The 16,502-nt window shown below is 61.5% G+C and carries 15 protein-coding genes and 1 pseudogene; 10 read left to right on the forward strand and 6 right to left on the reverse strand.

Going from position 1 to position 16,502, the window contains the following annotated elements; genetic code table 11:
• Positions 1–13 precede the first annotated feature (13 nt).
• From HYH07_RS06555 to HYH07_RS06565, 3 genes are read right to left on the reverse strand one after another with little or no spacing between them, the layout of a single operon-like run.
• Positions 14–745 (reverse strand): amino acid ABC transporter ATP-binding protein, encoded by a 732-nt coding sequence (locus HYH07_RS06555; protein WP_220001709.1) that lies wholly within the window; start codon positions 743–745, stop codon positions 14–16.
• Positions 742–1,395, reverse strand: coding sequence for an amino acid ABC transporter permease (locus HYH07_RS06560; RefSeq protein WP_057747902.1), 654 nt, complete (start codon positions 1,393–1,395; stop codon positions 742–744). Before HYH07_RS06560 ends, HYH07_RS06555 begins: the two co-directional genes overlap by 4 nt.
• A 23-nt stretch (positions 1,396–1,418) precedes the next feature.
• Positions 1,419–2,177, reverse strand: a complete 759-nt coding sequence (locus HYH07_RS06565) for an ABC transporter substrate-binding protein (protein WP_220001710.1) — start codon at positions 2,175–2,177, stop codon at positions 1,419–1,421.
• A gap of 180 nt (positions 2,178–2,357) precedes the next feature.
• Between HYH07_RS06565 and HYH07_RS06570 the strand changes: the two genes are divergently transcribed.
• Complete coding sequence (locus tag HYH07_RS06570) at positions 2,358–2,996, forward strand: helix-turn-helix domain-containing protein (protein ID WP_220001711.1); 639 nt, start codon at positions 2,358–2,360, stop codon at positions 2,994–2,996.
• Between the two features lie 110 nt (positions 2,997–3,106).
• Here HYH07_RS06570 and HYH07_RS06575 read toward each other — a convergent pair whose 3' ends face one another.
• Together HYH07_RS06575 and HYH07_RS06580 are read right to left on the reverse strand one after the other, a co-directional pair.
• A complete protein-coding gene (locus tag HYH07_RS06575) occupies positions 3,107–4,372 on the reverse strand; it encodes a D-amino acid dehydrogenase (RefSeq protein ID WP_220001712.1) in 1,266 nt (421 codons plus the stop codon).
• A 48-nt stretch (positions 4,373–4,420) separates the two neighbouring features.
• Complete coding sequence (locus HYH07_RS06580) at positions 4,421–5,749, reverse strand: aspartate aminotransferase family protein (RefSeq protein WP_220001713.1); 1,329 nt, start codon at positions 5,747–5,749, stop codon at positions 4,421–4,423.
• Between the two features lie 148 nt (positions 5,750–5,897).
• Between HYH07_RS06580 and HYH07_RS06585 the strand changes: the two genes are divergently transcribed.
• Entirely contained in the window at positions 5,898–6,446 is a 549-nt protein-coding gene (locus tag HYH07_RS06585; RefSeq protein ID WP_220001714.1) for a cupin domain-containing protein, read from the forward strand.
• A gap of 21 nt (positions 6,447–6,467) precedes the next feature.
• Here the strand turns inward: HYH07_RS06585 and HYH07_RS06590 are convergent, their stop codons facing one another.
• Positions 6,468–8,018, reverse strand: coding sequence for a hypothetical protein (locus tag HYH07_RS06590; protein ID WP_220001715.1), 1,551 nt, complete (start codon positions 8,016–8,018; stop codon positions 6,468–6,470).
• A 322-nt stretch (positions 8,019–8,340) separates the two neighbouring features.
• Here HYH07_RS06590 and HYH07_RS06595 point away from each other — a divergent pair, with 322 nt between their 5' ends.
• The 8 genes and pseudogenes from HYH07_RS06595 (at position 8,341) to HYH07_RS06630 (ending at position 16,496) form a co-directional block, all read left to right on the forward strand.
• A complete protein-coding gene (locus HYH07_RS06595) occupies positions 8,341–9,465 on the forward strand; it encodes a phosphatase PAP2 family protein (RefSeq protein WP_220001716.1) in 1,125 nt (374 codons plus the stop codon).
• The gene (locus HYH07_RS06600; protein WP_220001717.1) at positions 9,423–11,483 is read left to right on the forward strand and encodes a hypothetical protein; all 2,061 of its coding nucleotides are present in this window, start codon (positions 9,423–9,425) and stop codon (positions 11,481–11,483) included. The genes HYH07_RS06595 and HYH07_RS06600 overlap by 43 nt, the downstream gene beginning before the upstream one ends.
• 169 nt (positions 11,484–11,652) lie before the next feature.
• Positions 11,653–12,357: a hypothetical protein gene (locus HYH07_RS06605; RefSeq protein WP_220001718.1), complete on the forward strand. Its 705-nt coding sequence runs from the start codon at positions 11,653–11,655 to the stop codon at positions 12,355–12,357.
• 225 nt (positions 12,358–12,582) lie between these two features.
• Positions 12,583–13,086: a hypothetical protein gene (locus HYH07_RS06610; protein ID WP_220001719.1), complete on the forward strand. Its 504-nt coding sequence runs from the start codon at positions 12,583–12,585 to the stop codon at positions 13,084–13,086.
• A 265-nt stretch (positions 13,087–13,351) separates the two neighbouring features.
• Complete coding sequence (locus tag HYH07_RS06615; RefSeq protein ID WP_220001720.1) at positions 13,352–14,362, forward strand: hypothetical protein; 1,011 nt, start codon at positions 13,352–13,354, stop codon at positions 14,360–14,362.
• 62 nt (positions 14,363–14,424) lie between these two features.
• A pseudogene (locus tag HYH07_RS06620) lies at positions 14,425–14,514 on the forward strand (cupin domain-containing protein); the annotation flags it as partial.
• A gap of 185 nt (positions 14,515–14,699) precedes the next feature.
• Positions 14,700–14,852 carry a hypothetical protein gene (locus tag HYH07_RS06625; RefSeq protein ID WP_220001721.1) on the forward strand — a complete coding sequence of 51 codons (153 nt, stop codon included), beginning with the start codon at positions 14,700–14,702 and terminating at the stop codon, positions 14,850–14,852.
• Between the two features lie 126 nt (positions 14,853–14,978).
• Positions 14,979–16,496, forward strand: a complete 1,518-nt coding sequence (locus tag HYH07_RS06630; RefSeq protein ID WP_220001722.1) for a lysozyme inhibitor LprI family protein — start codon at positions 14,979–14,981, stop codon at positions 16,494–16,496.
• Positions 16,497–16,502 lie beyond the last annotated feature (6 nt).

Consider the following 16,502-nt stretch of genomic DNA (forward strand, 5'->3'; position numbering starts at 1 on the left):
TGTAAAAGTCCGGTCAGAGCGGATGCAGCACGCGGCGCAAAAAGTCCTGCGTGCGCGGATGCTGGGGCTGGTTGAGCAGCGTTTTCGCCGGCCCCTGCTCGACGATAATGCCGCCGTCGATGAACAGCACACGATCGGCAACGTCGCGGGCAAAGCCCATTTCGTGGGTGACCACGACCATGGTCATGCCGTCATCAGCGAGCTTGCGCATCACGCCGAGGACGTCGCCGACCAATTCCGGGTCGAGCGCCGAGGTGGGCTCATCGAACAGGATCGCCTTCGGCTGCATCGCGAGCGCACGAGCGATCGCCACGCGCTGCTGCTGGCCGCCGGAGAGTTGCGGCGGATGCGCGTCAGCTTTCTCGGCGAGGCCCACTTGCGCCAGCAGCGCGCGACCGCGCTCGGTCACCGCAGTGCGCGGCTCCTTCTTCACGAACAGCGGCCCCTCGACCACGTTCTCCAGCACCGTCCGATGCGGGAACAGGTTGAAGCGCTGAAACACCATCGAGACCTGGGTGCGGATGTTGACGATCGACGGCGCGTCGCGGTCGACTTTCAGGCCTTCGACGTTGATCTCGCCGCGATCGTAGCTTTCCAGCCCGTTGATACAGCGCAGGATGGTGGACTTGCCCGAACCCGACGGGCCGACGATGCAAACCACCTCGCCCTTCTCGACCTTCGCCGTGATGCCCTTGAGCACCTCGACCTTGCCGAAACTCTTGTGGACGTCGCTCAGCTCGATCATTTCTTGCCCGCCCGCTTCTCGAAGTGGCGGACCAGCAGGATCAGCGGGATGCTCATGGTGAGATACATCAATGCGACCAGCGTGAACACGCTGGTGTTCTTGAAGGTCGAGGACGCGATCAGCTTGCCTTGCAGGGCAAGCTCAGCGACCGTGATGGTCGAGGCCTGCGAGGAATCCTTCAGCATCATGATCATGACGTTACCGTAGGGCGGCAGCACGATGCGCACGGCCTGCGGCAGCACCACACGGCGCATGGTCAGCCACCAACCCATGCCGATCGACTGCGCGGCCTCGATCTGGCCCTTGTCGATGGCTTCGATGCCGGCGCGGAAGTTTTCGGCCTGGTAGGCCGAGTATGCAATGCCGAGGCCAAGGATGGCAGCCTGCAAGGCCGACAGCGTGACGCCGAGATCGGGCATCACGAAGTAGAGGTAGAACAGCAACACGATGATCGGGATGCCGCGGATCACGTTGATCAGGCTGGCGCTGAGCATCGACAGCGCTCTTATGCCGGAGACCCGCATCATCGCCCAGATCAGGCCGAGCACCGTCGAGAGCAGCAGCGAGCCGATCGTGACGATAACCGTCAGCGCGACGCCGTTCATCAGGATCGGGAAGAACTCGGCGGCGTCGTGCCAGAAGCCTTTCATCGTGCAGCCCTATGAGCGCTCTATCAGCCCTGCGCCTTCTGGCCCCATTTTTCGAGGATCTTGTCGATGGTGCCGTTGGCCTTGAGCTTCGCCAGCGAGGCGTTGATCTTGCCGAGCAACTCGGTGTCGCCCTTGCGGACGCCGATGCCGACCGAGCCGACCGTGACGGGCTTGTAGCCGTCGACGAGACGCACCTCGGGGAACCCACCCTGCTTCAGATTGTAGGCCAGGATCGGATAGTCGGCGTAGCCGGCCTTGAGGCGGCCGGTGTTCACATCGCGCAGGATGTCGGGGATGGTGTCGTAGGCCTTCACCTCGGCGAACAGGCCGGACTTCTTCAACGCATCGACGAAGGCGGTGCCGACCTGGGCGCCCACAGTCTCGCCCTTCAGATCATCCTGCGTGGCATAGGATTTGGTGTCGCTCTTCGGCACGACCAATCCCTCGCCATAGGTGTAGATCGGGTCGGAGAAATCGACGACCTCCTTGCGCGGCGCCGTGATGAACATCGCGGCCGCGATGATGTCGATCTTGCTCGAGGTCAGCGACGGGATCAGCGCCGAGAACTGCATCGGCTCGATCTGCACGTTGAAGCCGGCATCCTTGCCCACTTCGGTGACGAGATCGACCATGATGCCCTGAATGGAATTGGTCTTGGTGTCGAGGAAGGTGAAGGGAATGCCCGTCGGCGTCGAACCGACCTTCAGCACCTGCTGCGCCGAGACCGGCGTCACCGCTGCCATTGCGAGCGCCGCGACCGCGGCCAGACCAAAACGCTTCATCGCATCCCCCTTGGGTCCCGACCGATGGCGGCGCTCGCGCATGTCGTGGATCAGACGTTGCGGGCCAAGCCGTTTCGGCCTATTTTCACCAATATGAAAATTTGGTCACACTTTCGCTGATGATGCAAGCGGTTTTCATGCACATGAAGGAAGCGGTTTGACGTGAGCGGTGGCAAAAGAATGCGCAAACCGGCCGCGGCAAAGCCGGCGAAGAGGGTCAGGAAGGCTACCGCGAAGCCGACGGAGCCCGCAATGGACGTCGCGGTCGGCCGTCGCATCCGCGATCTCCGCCGTGCCAGGCAATTTTCGCTCGAAACGGTCGCGGCGCGCACCGATCTGTCGATCGGCTTCCTCAGCCAGATCGAGCGCGGTCTCTCATCGCCGTCCTTGCGCGTGCTGGCGACACTTGCCGACGTGCTCGGCGTCGGCATCGCCGCCTTGTTCGGCGCCAGCCCCAGCGCCGACGGCACATCCGATCAGGTCGTCACGCGAGGGCTGCAGCGGCCCGAGCTGAAGCTCTGGCGCACCGGCGTATCCAAGCAATTGCTGAGCCCGGCCAGCGCCGACAACAAGCTCAACCTATTCCTCGTGCATCTGGAGCCCGGCGGCTCGACAGGCGACGAGCTCTACACCCATGACGGCGAGGAAGCGGGCCTCGTGCTGGAGGGCGAGATGATGCTCACGGTGGACAGCCAGACGTGGTCGCTGAAGACGGGCGACAGTTTTCGCTTTGCGAGCCGCAGGCCGCACCGGTTTTCCAATCCGGCGCGGGATGCGAAGAGCGTCGTGCTGTGGGTGAATTGCGTGACGGGGGCGTAGGCTCTCTCCCCCGTCATTGCGAGCGAAGCGAAGCAATCCAGATTCTCACCGCGGAGACAGTCTGGATTGCTTCGTCGCAAGAGCTCCTCGCAATGACGAGGGATAGAGTCTTACCCGAACCTATGCTGATACCGATCCACCGTCAGCGCGCTCACATCCACTTCCGGCTTCTTGCCCGACAGCATGTCCGCGAGCACGCGGCCGGAGCCGCAGGACATGGTCCAGCCAAGCGTGCCATGGCCGGTGTTGAGGTGGAGGTTGGCATACTTGGTCGGGCCGATGACCGGCGGGCCGTCCGGCGTCATCGGGCGCAGGCCGCTCCAGAACGTCGCCCTGGAGAGATCGCCGCCGCGCGGGAACAGATCGGTCAGGGAGTGATCGAGCGTGGCGCGACGAGCGCCGTAGAGCTTGGTCGAGAAACCCGAGATCTCGGCGGTGCCGCCGACGCGGATGCGGTTGCCGAGGCGCGTGATCGCGACCTTGTAGCTCTCGTCCATCACGGTCGATTCCGGCGCGCCGGAGGCGTCCTTGATCGGAACAGTGATCGAATAGCCCTTCACCGGATAGACCGGCAGTGAAATGCCGAGCGGCGCTGCCATGCGCGACGAATAGCTGCCGAGCGCGAGCACGTAAGCGTCGGCTTGCAGCATCCCGGCGCTGGTCGCAACGCCGCTGACGCGCGCGCCGTCGGTGACGATGCGGTCGATGCCGGTGTTGAACAGGAAGCGAACGCCGAGGGCCTGCGCGTGCTTGGCCAGTGCCTGCGTGAACATGTGGCAGTCGCCGGTCTCGTCCTGCGGCAGGCGAAGGCCGCCGACGAATTTCTCCTTCACGCCCGCAAGCGCCGGCTCGACCGCGATGCAGCCTTCGCGGCTCAGCGTTTCGTAAGGCACGCCGTACTGCTTGAGCACGGCGACGTCCTCGCCGGTGCCATCGAGCTGCGCCTGGTAGCGGAACAGCTGCAGGGTGCCTTTCGAGCGCTCGTCATATTGGATGCCGATGTCCCGGCGGAGATCACGCAAGGAATCGCGGCTGTATTCCGCGATCGGGATCATCCGGCTCTTGTTGACCGCGTAGCGCGCGCTGGTGCAGTTGCGCAGCATCTTGAGCAGCCAGACCCACATGACCGGATCGAGCTTCGGCCGGATCACCAGCGGGCCGTGCTTCATCAGAAGCCACTTGACCGCCTTCACCGGCACGCCGGGGCCTGCCCATGGCGAGGAGTAGCCGGGCGACACTTCGCCGGCGTTGGCAAACGAGGTCTCCAGCGCCGGCTCGGGCTGACGGTCGACGACCGTCACCTCGTGGCCGGCATGGGCGAGGTAGTAGGCAGAGGTGACACCGATGACACCGCTGCCGAGGATCAGAACTTTCACGCTTGGTCAAACTCCGCGGCATCACGCTCGCCGCTGTAAGAGCAATTATCAGGCCACCTTCTTGATGGCGTCGCCGAGGATCGAGACGATCTGGTCGATGTGGCTCTTCTCGACGATGAGCGGAGGCGACATCGCGAAGCTGTCGCCGCTCATGCGCAGGTAAAGGCCGGTGTTGAAGCAGTCGACCATGACGTCGTAGCCGCGTGCGCCGACGACGCCGTCGCGCGGTGCCAGTTCGACCGCGCCCATCAGGCCGCAATTTCTGATATCGACGACGTTCGGCAGACCCTTGAGCTGATGCAGCGCATCGCGCCAGTATTCGGCCATCGAGGCACCGCGCGTCAGCAGGCCCTCGTCCTTGTAGATGTCGAGCGTCGCGATGCCGGCCGCGCAGGCGGTCGGATGCGCGGAATAAGTGTAGCCGTGGAACAGCTCCATCTGGTTCTCGGGGCCGACCATCAACCCGTCATGGACCTTGCGGCTGGCGAACACCGCGCCGCAGGGAATGGTGCCGTTGGTGATGCCCTTGGCCGTCGTCATCAGGTCCGGCGTGACGCCGAAGAAATTGGCGGCGAACGGCGTGCCCAGGCGGCCGAAGCCGGTGATGACCTCGTCGAAGATCAGGAGGATGCCGTGCTTGTCGCAGATCTCGCGCAGGCGTTGCAGATAGCCCTTCGGCGGCGGCAGCACCGCAGTCGAGCCCGGCACCGGCTCGACGATGACGGCGGCGATGGTCTCGGCGCCATGCAGGCCGACGAGGCGCTCGAGATCGTCGGCGAGCTCGGCGCCGTGCTCGGGCTGATCCTTGGCGAAGGCGTTGCGGGACAGATCATGGGTGTGGCGGATATGGTCGACGCCCGGCAGATGCGTGGCGAAGGCGCGGCGGTTGGCGACCATGCCGCCGACCGACATGCCACCGAAGCCGACGCCATGATAGCCGCGCTCGCGGCCGATGAGACGTGTACGGCTCGACTGACCGGTGGCACGATGATAGGCGAGCGCGATCTTCAGCGCGGTGTCGACCGATTCAGAGCCGGAGTTGGTGAAGAAGACCCGGTCGAGGCCATCAGGGGCGATCTCGGCGAGACGCTCGGCGAAGTCGAACGCCAGCGGATGGCCCATCTGGAAGGTCGGAGCGAAATCGAGCGTCATCAGCTGCCGCTCGACCGCGGCGGCGATCTGCTTGCGGCCGTGGCCGGCATTGACGCACCAGAGGCCGGCGGAGCCGTCGATCACCTTGCGGCCGTCGACGGTGGTGTAGTGCATGCCCTCGGCCGAGGAGAACAGCCGCGGCGCCTTCTTGAACTGACGGTTGGCCGTGAACGGCATCCAGAACGAGTCGGTCTTGATAGTGTTCGGAATCTGATGAAGGGTCACGGGCCACGCTCCTTTGCTGACGGCATAGCAGAGCCACGGCTTCGATAGCGCAACAAGTCCTTTTCTGGTGAGCTGCAAGCCATTGATTTCCCTGGGGCAGCCGGTCCATATTTGCGCGATCCGCAACACCTGAAACAGGGCCAGAGGCATGAGCGTCGACATCGGTGGACGGCTGCGATTCATCCGGGCGCGCCACAAGCTGTCGCAGCGCGCGCTGGCAAAGCGCGCGGGCGTCACCAATTCGACCATCTCGCTGATCGAATCCAACCAGATGAACCCGTCGGTCGGGGCGCTCAAGCGCATCCTCGACGGCATCCCGATGGGGCTTGCCGAGTTCTTCGCGCTGGAGCCGGAGTCCAGGCGCAAGATCTTCTACCGCGGCGACGAGCTCACCGAGGTCGGCAAGAAGCCGATCTCGTATCGGCAAGTCGGCGACAATCTGTTCGGCCGCAGCCTGCAAATCCTGAAGGAGTGCTACGAGCCCGGCAGCGACACCGGACGCGTGCACCTCGTCCATGACGGCGAGGAAGGCGGCATCGTGATCTCAGGCAAGCTCGAAGTCACCGTCGAGGACGAGCGGCGCATCCTCAATCCCGGCGATGCCTATTATTTCGAAAGCCGCCGCCCGCACCGCTTCCGCTGTGTCGGCGGCAAGCCGTGCGAGGTGATTTCGGCCTGCACGCCGCCGACGTTCTGAAGGGCGATCATTCTACCCGCACTAGAGCTGCTTCCTCGGCAAGGATTGAATGATGGAGGTGCGATGAAGGCCAGCTGCGGGATAGCCCTTGTCGCGCAGCTTGTCGTAAGAAAAATCCGGCTCGGTAGTCCGCAGCTTCTGCACCATCTCGGAGGAAAGTTCATAGCGACCATCGTGGGCGTAAAGCGCCGAGAGGTACCGGAGCGGCGGCGCGAAGGTTGGCGCAAGGGCATGGCTCGCCTCCGCCAGATCGATCGCTGAGCGAAGATCGCCGGCGATCGTCCCGGCGATGCTGCTGAGAGCATCGAGCTGATATCGGAACGGGGCCGATCCTGCAATCGACCGCGCCAACAGCGTATCTTCATAACCCTCCTTGGTCTTCCCGAGATAGCTCTTCGCAATTCCTAGGCAGGCCCATCCAATTGGATTGGCATGGTTGAGCTGCAAACTGCGTTCAGCCAACTCATAGGCTGCCACATAGGATCGACGCATCATTGCATGAACGTGGGCGCTCAGAGCAGCTACGTACGAATTGTGAGGATCGAGCTCCAATGCACGATGGATGAATTCGAGCGCCTCCGCCTCGATTGTCTGTCGGCAAGTGAATTGCCTTTCCGCAAGGAGAAAGGTTCTCAAATAGGCGCGCCAAGCCAAGAAAATTCCTCGTTGTTCGACCGCAAACGCGCTCGCAAACAACCGGTCTGCCGCATCGAAATTCAGCTTGCCTAGCCGAAAGAGATGAAGAATTCCAGAGTGACACAGGGCCGACGCTGCCACGCGGTCTGAGCTTGCGCCACACATCTTCACGAAATGATCAATCGCGACGTTGGTCACTTGGTTGATGCAGAGCATCACACGCGGGTCACTTAGATCAAGTCCCTCTTTTGTCGCAAATTGCAGTGAGGAGGACCACGCGAGGGCGTTGGCGGGCAGCTGGAGCAACGCCAATCGCAAGGTCTGTCGTGCAGGAGATGTGAATATGTCAGACCGCAGCGACAGCGCCGCCCCGTCCGTCCAGGGCTCGACCGCCCCTTCTCTGGGCACGTTGGTACGACAATCGAATATGTCGGCTGCACCGAGCTCGGAAATGCTTTTGGCGATAGAATCGATCAGGCTGTCGGCAACTGGCGAGGCGCCCGCATCGCTGGGGCGCTCACCGCCGATCAGGACGACGCGCGGACGGCAGCTTTGCGGCGGCGCAGCGGGACCTAGGGGCGATGGTCCGCTTGATGAACACTCCGGGGGCCCACGCACTGTGTTGATCGTTTGACGCTGGAGCCTCAGCCAATCCTCGAACCCTTCCTCGCCGATATCCAACCCCTCGAGCAACTCGCGTCCTGGGGCTATCGTCATCGATGGTTCGATATCTAGATCGAAAAGCGTGCGCTCCAGCGACAGGACGTAGCGGTCAGTCACCAGAACGGAGTGGTCACGGCCCAGGGATCGGCGAATCTCAGACAAGCTCTGACGAAGGCTACCTGCACCCTGCTCAGCGCCACGGCTGCCCCATAGTCGGTCTTGCAACCAGACTCGCGTTCGCTTGAAGTCGGGAGATAGCGCAAGCATCGCCATCAAAGCGCATGCCTTCCGTCCCCGAGGTGTACGGTCGGTGCCGTCCACGCCACGAACACGAAATGGACCGACTACTTGAATACGAAGCTTTCCGCCCGAGTCCACGTTGGTCGCCCGACGATGATTGGCGGGACCCCTCCCGCTCGAAAAAGTCCTGGATCAAACAATTCCCTACAACTTGTACTAGTGAAACCTTAGCGGGTGAAGCTGTCAACGTGAAATCGGCGTGAAAGGACGTTAATTTGACCATGCGCATCTTGACCCCTGTCAACTGCAAATCGAACATCAGGCTAGGTTAAGCACCTGAGGGAGGACGGTAGCAATGGCTTGGCTAAGTGGCGAGAGCGGGGAAAGCGGTGAGAGCGGCGAAAGCGGAGAAAGCGGAGAAAGTGGCGAGAGCGGCGAATCCCTTCGTCCAACTTCGGCCTTCACCGCCCGCGCTTTGATCACCTGCCGTGAAGGCGTGGTCGGGGCCTGGCAAAAGGTCGAGAGCCCGCCTCCGAACTACGCCACGGATAGCTCGGCCCTTGACCTTTGGTCAGCTCCCGTTCGACTGAAGACGCTGCAGGCAGAGATGTTGGCGGGAATCTATTACGACGACAGCGGCAAGGAGTCGGTTGCCGTCGAGTATCGGAGCCGCCGGGATGCTGCCAGCAAGTCCCTGATTCATCTGCTTAGGCCTCGTGACGTAGATTTTGCGGCACAGCTGAACTACGTCAACAATTACGCAGCGCTCAGATCTGAGCGGAGCGGCGAAATCGTGGCCGAGCAGACCAACATTCTGGGCTTCCTTGGATCTGTCGGCTTCCTTTATCCCGATCGGATGCGGAGAACCGCAGAAGTGCTCAAGCTCGTGCTCGGCGTCACCGGCGTGATCGAGATGAGGATCAAGCACGCACTCGCCTGTCGGCGGCCGGTCGAATACTCACCTCAAATCCAGCCAATGATCTCGACGCCCGGACACGGTTCACTGCCAAGCGGCCATTCATGCGAATCTTTCGCGGCCGCTTTCGTGTTCTACGATCTGATTACCCAGGCAAGCACGACCGAGCCATCGGAAACCGATCCCGTCTTCGTTCAGCTCATGCGGATCGCGGAGCGGATCGCGATAAATCGTACCGTTGCAGGCGTCCACTTCCCGGTCGACAGTGTCGCCGGAATGGTACTCGGCCGGACGCTGGCCGAATTTTTCGTTGCCCGCTTCCGTACGGCCAAGGTTCGGCCACGAACGTTCGACGGACGCGGGTTCGACGGCGATTTCTCGTACGAGCGCGTCCTGAAGATGGACTACTTCAAGAGCAAGGAAGTTACCCAGAAACCAGAGCCGACGATCAAAGAGGGAACTGCTGTCAGCATGGAAGAGTCCGGCCTTCTGCGCCGCCTTTGGGATGAAGCAATCGCCGAATGCACGCTGATGATCAATCCGCGTCCGAAGGCCGCACGATGACTGCCCTCTGGCAAGAAGCAATCTGTAAGCGTCCCGATTCCTACCTCGATTGGGAATATCGGACGCGAAAGTCGACAGGCGAGATCTGGTGTCCGGTGTTGATCCAACTGGTCCCGAACGGCGACGATTACCTGCCGGCCCTCGGCAAGCTTGAGAGCGCAGTCGATGAGGGCCGACAACCCGAAGACAAAGTTTCGGCAGGCACCCTCACCATACGCATGTCGGACGATGAGAGGGCCGTGCTCGCCCGCAGAATCAGGTCCGGCAGCCCCATCGACAGCATCGAAGCGCAATTCTTCATCTATCGGCTCGAACCCTTCATTTACGACAACGGCGACTATCGTAAGTACGACTTCTATGAAACCATTTTTGCCGGACCGCCCGTTGTTGGACTGAGCTTCAACGACCGCAATGAGGTCGCGCAGCCCCTGACCTTTCCCCATCCCATCGTGACGAACAAGACCGTCGCAATTGGTATCGTCGACGATGGAATTGCATTCGCTCACGACCGGTTCCGCAGTTCGCGACATGGTTCTCGAATCGCGGCGATCTGGTTGCAGGAGACCGAGCGTCGGCGGGACCGCGATAACGGTGTGCTCTTCGGGCAGCGGCTTGACGGGCAGTCGATAAACGATCTTCTTGCAGCTCACGACAGAGACGATGACATCTATCGAGAAATCGGAGCCACAGATTTTGCTGCCAACCAGTATAACGCCTTGGCATCCCAGGTTACACATGGCACGCACGTGCTGGATCTTGCAGCCGGTGGCGAGCACAAGGACCAACCGATCTTCGCCGTCCAATTGCCGTCTGCCGCGACCATCGACACTTCGGGTGTCACGATGGGAAGCTACGTGCTGCAGGGGGTCAGAATGATCATGGCCTGGGCGGACCAGTTCGGTATCGACCAGAAGGCGCCTGTTCCGCTCGTCATCAACTTCAGTTATGGGCTCTCGGCGGGTCCGAAGGATGGAACGCTGCTGCTGGAGCGAACGCTCCTTGCTCTGGTTCACCATCGAAGCAAGCACGTCGCGCCGACCCGTCTGGTCGTTCCGGCCGGCAACAACTATCGGGCGCGCCTGACCGCCAGCATGACACTCGCAAGCGCCGAGGCGCAGTCTCTGGATTGGGTCGTCCTTCCGGACGACAAGACGGCAAATTTCCTGGAAATATGGATCGACGGGGGCAGCGCGGCGCCAAAACACTGCTCCGTCGAAATCAAGCTGACGCCGCCGGGCGGCTTTCCTCCGGTCAAGATCCGCCCGAAGGCCAACCGGGTTAGCGAACTTGCCAGCGAAGGCCGGCCGATCGCGGGAATTTATTATCTAGTGACAGGAACGGGCCCCGGCACACGCGAGCGAATTCTGCTGGCGATCAATCCAACGGTCCGCAACGACGACGCCAGGGATCTGGCGCCTTCGGGCAGATGGGGCATTTCGATCATGAATCGCTCGCGTCAAACTCTCGCGGTACATTTTTACGTTCAGCGGGACGACACGCCCTTCGGCTACCCGCGCCGCGGGCGTCAATCGCGGCTTGATCATCCGCAAGCTTATGCCCGCGACACGCAGACCGGCGATTATCGGCAGCACGCCGCGGACTGCCCCATCGTCTACCGCGACACACTGTCGTCGATCGCGACGTCCTCGGCCGACGGCCCCGATCACGTTGTGGTGGTCGGCGCCGCAGAGGCGACCGACGGATACCCGCCTGCGGACTACACCTCAAGCGGTCCGACCAAACTGAGAGCCGGCCCCGATTGCGCCGCCATCGGCGATGAAGGCGATGCTCATTGGGGGGTGGTCGCCGCGGGTACCTTCAGCGGATCGACTGCGCTCATGCGAGGAACGAGTGTCGCCGCCCCTCAGGTGGTTCGACAGCTTGCCGAGCAGTTGGCCGCAAGCTCGGTCACGGCGCCGCAGGGTAGTCCGGTGGCCACGGCCGATCGGGCGCGCCTGGGCGAGGTTATCGTACCTGCCCCGCAGGTCTCGCCGGTCCGGCGGCGATATCCGGTGTGAACAGGATCAAGGGGATCGATTCGAGTCAGAGAAATACGATCTCTTCTTCTACGCTCCCGCATAGTTCCTTTTTCACGGCCGGTTGGCGATTTCCTGACGCTGATCTCACACCAGTACTCCACGCTCCGTCGCGGCTGCAACATCGCAGCCGATCATGATGGAGACTAAAATGGCCCTCGTTAGCGATGTCGACGCTGTCCATGCCCATATTCTGAAGCTGCCAGCTCCGTTCGAGCCACTGATTTCGATCGCGGCGACCGGACGGGTTCCGACCACGGGATGGACCCATGTCCGCCTCATGCAACGCTACTACATCGTGCCGCCTAAGGACGGTTTCTGGGACTTCGACTTGATCGGGGACGAACCAACCGGCATTGTCGGTCAGGTCGTCCTCCCAGTATCCGCTCACGCGATCGAGCATAAGCCGAGCTGGTGCGTCGGTATCCGAGTCCATGCTCGCAACAATCACATCGAGGCCAAGCTGACGGACAAGGCCGTTGAGTTGGCTGGAATCGCGTCCAAGACCCTAGCTCCGGCCACGGTGATCGTGCAACGACACTTGGGCTCATATGATGACAGTTTCCAGCCGACTGGACGCGTCAAATTCGACCCCTTGCCACACGTCGAAATGAAAAAGCTCCGTCATGATCTCACGCTGATCGTCACGGGGCCGGATGAAGCACGCATCCGATCGTGCATCGAAGAGGCCATTGCCGCGGGCCTGCTGGCGGCCATCGTCGCTGCTTTGGCGACTCTCGGCGCCGCACTGCCCGCAGCGATCGCCGCGTTCTTGGCGCGTCTTGAAGGTTGCCTTGGGCAAAGCTTCAATGCACGAATTGAGAACCAGTCACATTGGGAATATTGGTGGACCTGACCACCAAGAAGACATCTATCGGGTGACGCGAGATGCATTCGGGTTGCCCGACGGATGTCGGCTCAGACCACGACGTTCGCGAACCGCTCCGCTGCTCAACTATCAAGCTACACGCCAGTCTCTTTTCACGAATCCTTGACGTAAGCCTGACGGGGGCCTCACGCCACCGACGCCATCCTTCGTTCGCGCCACGCTGAGGTGGCACTAACGGTGGAGAAACGAGCAATGACTACGATCTGGGAAGCGTGCGCTGGCAAGAAGTGGTGCATCCACATTCCCTTCGACGGAGACAAATGCCTCGAGGCAAGGGCCTGTATTAGGGTCATTGCCGAGGGAAGTGATCTTTTCCTAGAAATCGAAATCGCTGGAAATCGACAGCGTATCCCGATGGGGAACAGTTGCGTAGAGGCGCGGTACTACGTGTTCGCGGCGAAAGCCTGCTTGGCAAACTTCAACCGCACCAGTCACTCGATCGAATTTGACATGGTACTGCGGCTTTGCATCGACGCGAATATCGGTCCTATCCACGTTGGAGAATGTGTCGACATCTATCGCCAGCACGTATCGATTGGGATATTTACGGTCGATGAATTGACCCAACTTGGCTTCGATCACCCGGTCACCACCGTCCGGAAGATGGCTGCGGAGCCAGCCTACGCTTACGTCGAAACCACTATCTCGGCTGACGCTACCAAGAAGCTGGAGGCAGCTTTCGCCGGAATGAAATGAGCCCCATCGAGCCGCTTAGATGCCCCTGCGGTTCCGGCAGGGGCATCTAAACAGTCGTCCATCTGTGGCAGATCACCGGCACGTATTCGCGAGCGGCAGGTCCGACGTGGCCGACAAGGCCGAGGCGTCGTCCATCGTGCCGAGCCTCGACTGCGTGCGCCCGGTGACAGCTACGGAGAAGAGATCTGCTCCAAAAGGAAGTCGCTCACTGCGGCTTCCCGCTGCCCCGTAGAGCTATATTCCCGCAGGGAAGGAGAATGTTCGAATGACAAAGCGCATTTCGTTTTCTCAATTGGTTGAGAAGATCCAATCACAAAGACTTACGCCCCAGGACGCCCGGGACTATTTCTTGGTCGAACCGAACCCTCATCGGCCGTTCGACTTCAATACCTACATCAATCCCGACAATGTCGACCTCAAAAATGTCGAGTCGCTGGCACGCGACGCTGATCAGCTCGTCCGCCACATTCCCTCGCCCGGCAGAGGAAAAAAGGCGAGGAAAGGAGCACCGACGAAGCGTCCGATCGTGGCCGAGGGCGACTCCTGGTTCCGCTTGCCCCACGTATTTCCCTTTCCGAGGACTTGCATTGATTATCTTCAGGAGTGGGGCTACTCGATAACGAACTTGGCTCATTGGGGCGACACGCTCGATGAAATGCTGCTGGCTGGAGAGTTTTGGCCGTATGTCGATTCGGGCTACGAACTGCAGCTCTTCTCCGCGGGTGGCAATGATATCTTGGGCAATGGCAGCCTAGCGTCGTTCTTGAACCTCTTTGACGTTGATCACGCCAAGCCAACCGACGCTCCGTACTATGTCAGGCAATCCTTCTTCGATAATCTCGATATCGTCGTATCCAATATCGAAACCGGCTTGATCCTGCCAATGGCTGCGCGGCATGCCAGCAAGAAGATCATCATGCACGGCTACGATTACGTGATTCCTCGTCCTCAAGGTCCCTGGCTAGGGTCGCCGATGCAATCTAGGGGCCTTGATCCGACTTTCAATGCGGGACTTTGCCAAGCGATCGTTCGATTGATGATCGATGCATATAATACCCGGTTAAAGGCGCTCGCATCGAAGTACAACGCCGTCTTCACGCATCTGGATTTGCGCGGCACCGTCGGCAAAGCTGAATGGTTTGATGAATTGCATGGAAAGGATGCGGCAGCACGGAAAATCGCAACACGGTTTGCGAAGACCCTCGATGCGCTGGCGATCACCGCGAACCAAAGGAAGATTGCCAAGACCTATCTGCTTGAGCGGCCAGCCGCCTGATTGGACGAAACGCGGCGCCCGCTGCACGCAGGCGCCGCAAACCTAACGTCACCGTCGAAGACTATTTCGAAAGCCGCCGTCCGCACCGCTTCCGCTGTGTCGGCGGCAAGCCGTGCGAGGTGATTTCGGCCTGCACGCCGCCGACGTTCTGAAGGGCGATCGCGACATCCGCAATCATACGGAGCACCGGCATCTTACGGTACTTGAGCCAGCTCAATTTCTGCGGGCCGGCCTCCTATATATTACGAGATGTAGCCGAGCAGCCTCGCGCAAAGGTGTTGAGGTTATGGCCCCGGACTCCTAGGCACTCCGGGGCCGCTTCGTAACGGAGCGCACGATGAAGACCACCCTCGCCAATGCAGAAGCTGCGCTCGACGAAGTTCAGCGCGATACAAGAAAGCTCCATTCACGGGAGCTGCGGGCGGCCATCGAGAAATACATCCAAGAGCAGAGAGAGCAGATCAAGGCGCTCCGCCGGATGATGAACTGATCCGGCCACCGGGGCGGACGCGACATCGTGCGGCGTCCTGAACCGGAACGACGCAAGCGGCGACCAAGGAGCAGATCCGAACCTGCTTCGACCAAGAGCCGCCCAAGAGCTGCCCAAGAGCCGCCCATGTCCCGGCCTGTCCGCCTCGCGCTGCTTGCAGCCGCGTTGCTCAGCCCCGCCCTCGCCGACGCGATGGACGATTTCATGCGCGCCAGCAGCAGCGGGCCGCTGACGATGACGTTCTGCGCGAAAAACTCCGACGGCAGCAAGATCGAGGGCGGCGCAAGCAAGTTTTGCAAGGCTTACGGCTACGACAAGCTTGCAGCCGCAATCGACGCATCGTTTGCGGCGGCGGTCGGAAAGGCGCCGGCAAACGTTCGGGCGCTGTTCAAGCGCGACCAAGTCTGGTTCAACGAGATGATCCAGGAAGCCGCCTATACCGTCGAGGACGCCGACGAGGCCGAGCTGCGGCAGAACCTGACCGACGTGCTGCGCCAGCGCGCGACCGCGCTGGATGACCTCGCTCGCGGCTTCGGTCGCAGCGGCCTGACCGGCGCCTGGGCCAACGCCTTTGGTGGCCTCACCGTGACGGCGACCGAGACCGGCAGCTATCGTCTCGCTGCGGAGCTGAACTCCGACTATGGCAGCGACAAGCATTGGCACTGTACGCTCAAGGCTAATCTCAAGCCGGGTGCAGACGGCTGGCTCGCAGGCGTCACAGTCCCGACACAACCGTCCGAGCCCGGCCCGAAACCCGCCGGTCCGGTATCGATCAAATTGCGGCGCCAGGGCGACACGCTCCGCGTGGTGGTCCTGGCAACCGAGGAGCAATGGTCGTTCTCCAACGATCCGGATTGCGATCGCCTTGGCCAGGTTACCGGTACCTATTTCGCGAGCGCCAAGCAGAATGGGACCGATAAGACCGATACCGCCTTCGTGATGCCGACCTTCGATTGCATCCGGCCTGAAACGGCGACCGACGAGGAAATCTGTGCCGACCCGGATCTGGCCGCGAACGACCAGCGGCTCAACCGCGCATGGAAAGCGCTCTTGCCGCGGCTGGACGATGCAACGCGACGCGGGCTGACGGATGACCAGCGCCACTGGGTGGGTGCCCAAGCTCTGCAATATCCCGAATTCCTGCATCCCGCATGGGAGAAGCGGACGTCGGCGATGCATTATACTGTGTTCGGGCGCGACCGTCTCAACGGCTTGCAGCGCGAACGCATCGCGCTGCTCGAAGGCTTTGATGACAAGCGCGTGGGCCTCGCCGGCACCTGGCTCGCCTATAACGCCGTCATCAGGATCACCGTGGACAAGGACGGTTCGGTCGACGCCCAGGGCTGGAAATGGTCGCAGGCCGACTGGAAAGGCGGCTGCGACTACGAGATCAGCGGCGACATCAAGGGCGGCACGTTCCGCTCGAGCGAGCAGCGCAAGAACCCTGATACGCTCGAGCGCGACCATGGCATGCTCGTTGTCAACCGGCTCGACGACGATTTCGCGAGGAAGCGGGAGGGCAACAGCGACAACGCTGACGACGAGCCGAAATGCAAGCGCAACACCACGATCTCCTCGACGGCACGGCTGTTTCCGGCAAAACCGTCCGAAGACATCGACAAGCCGACGAGCGAGATCCGCTAAGGCGCG

The organism is Bradyrhizobium sp. BR 10261, from assembly GCF_019455395.1.
Taxonomy (GTDB): domain Bacteria; phylum Pseudomonadota; class Alphaproteobacteria; order Rhizobiales; family Xanthobacteraceae; genus Bradyrhizobium; species Bradyrhizobium manausense.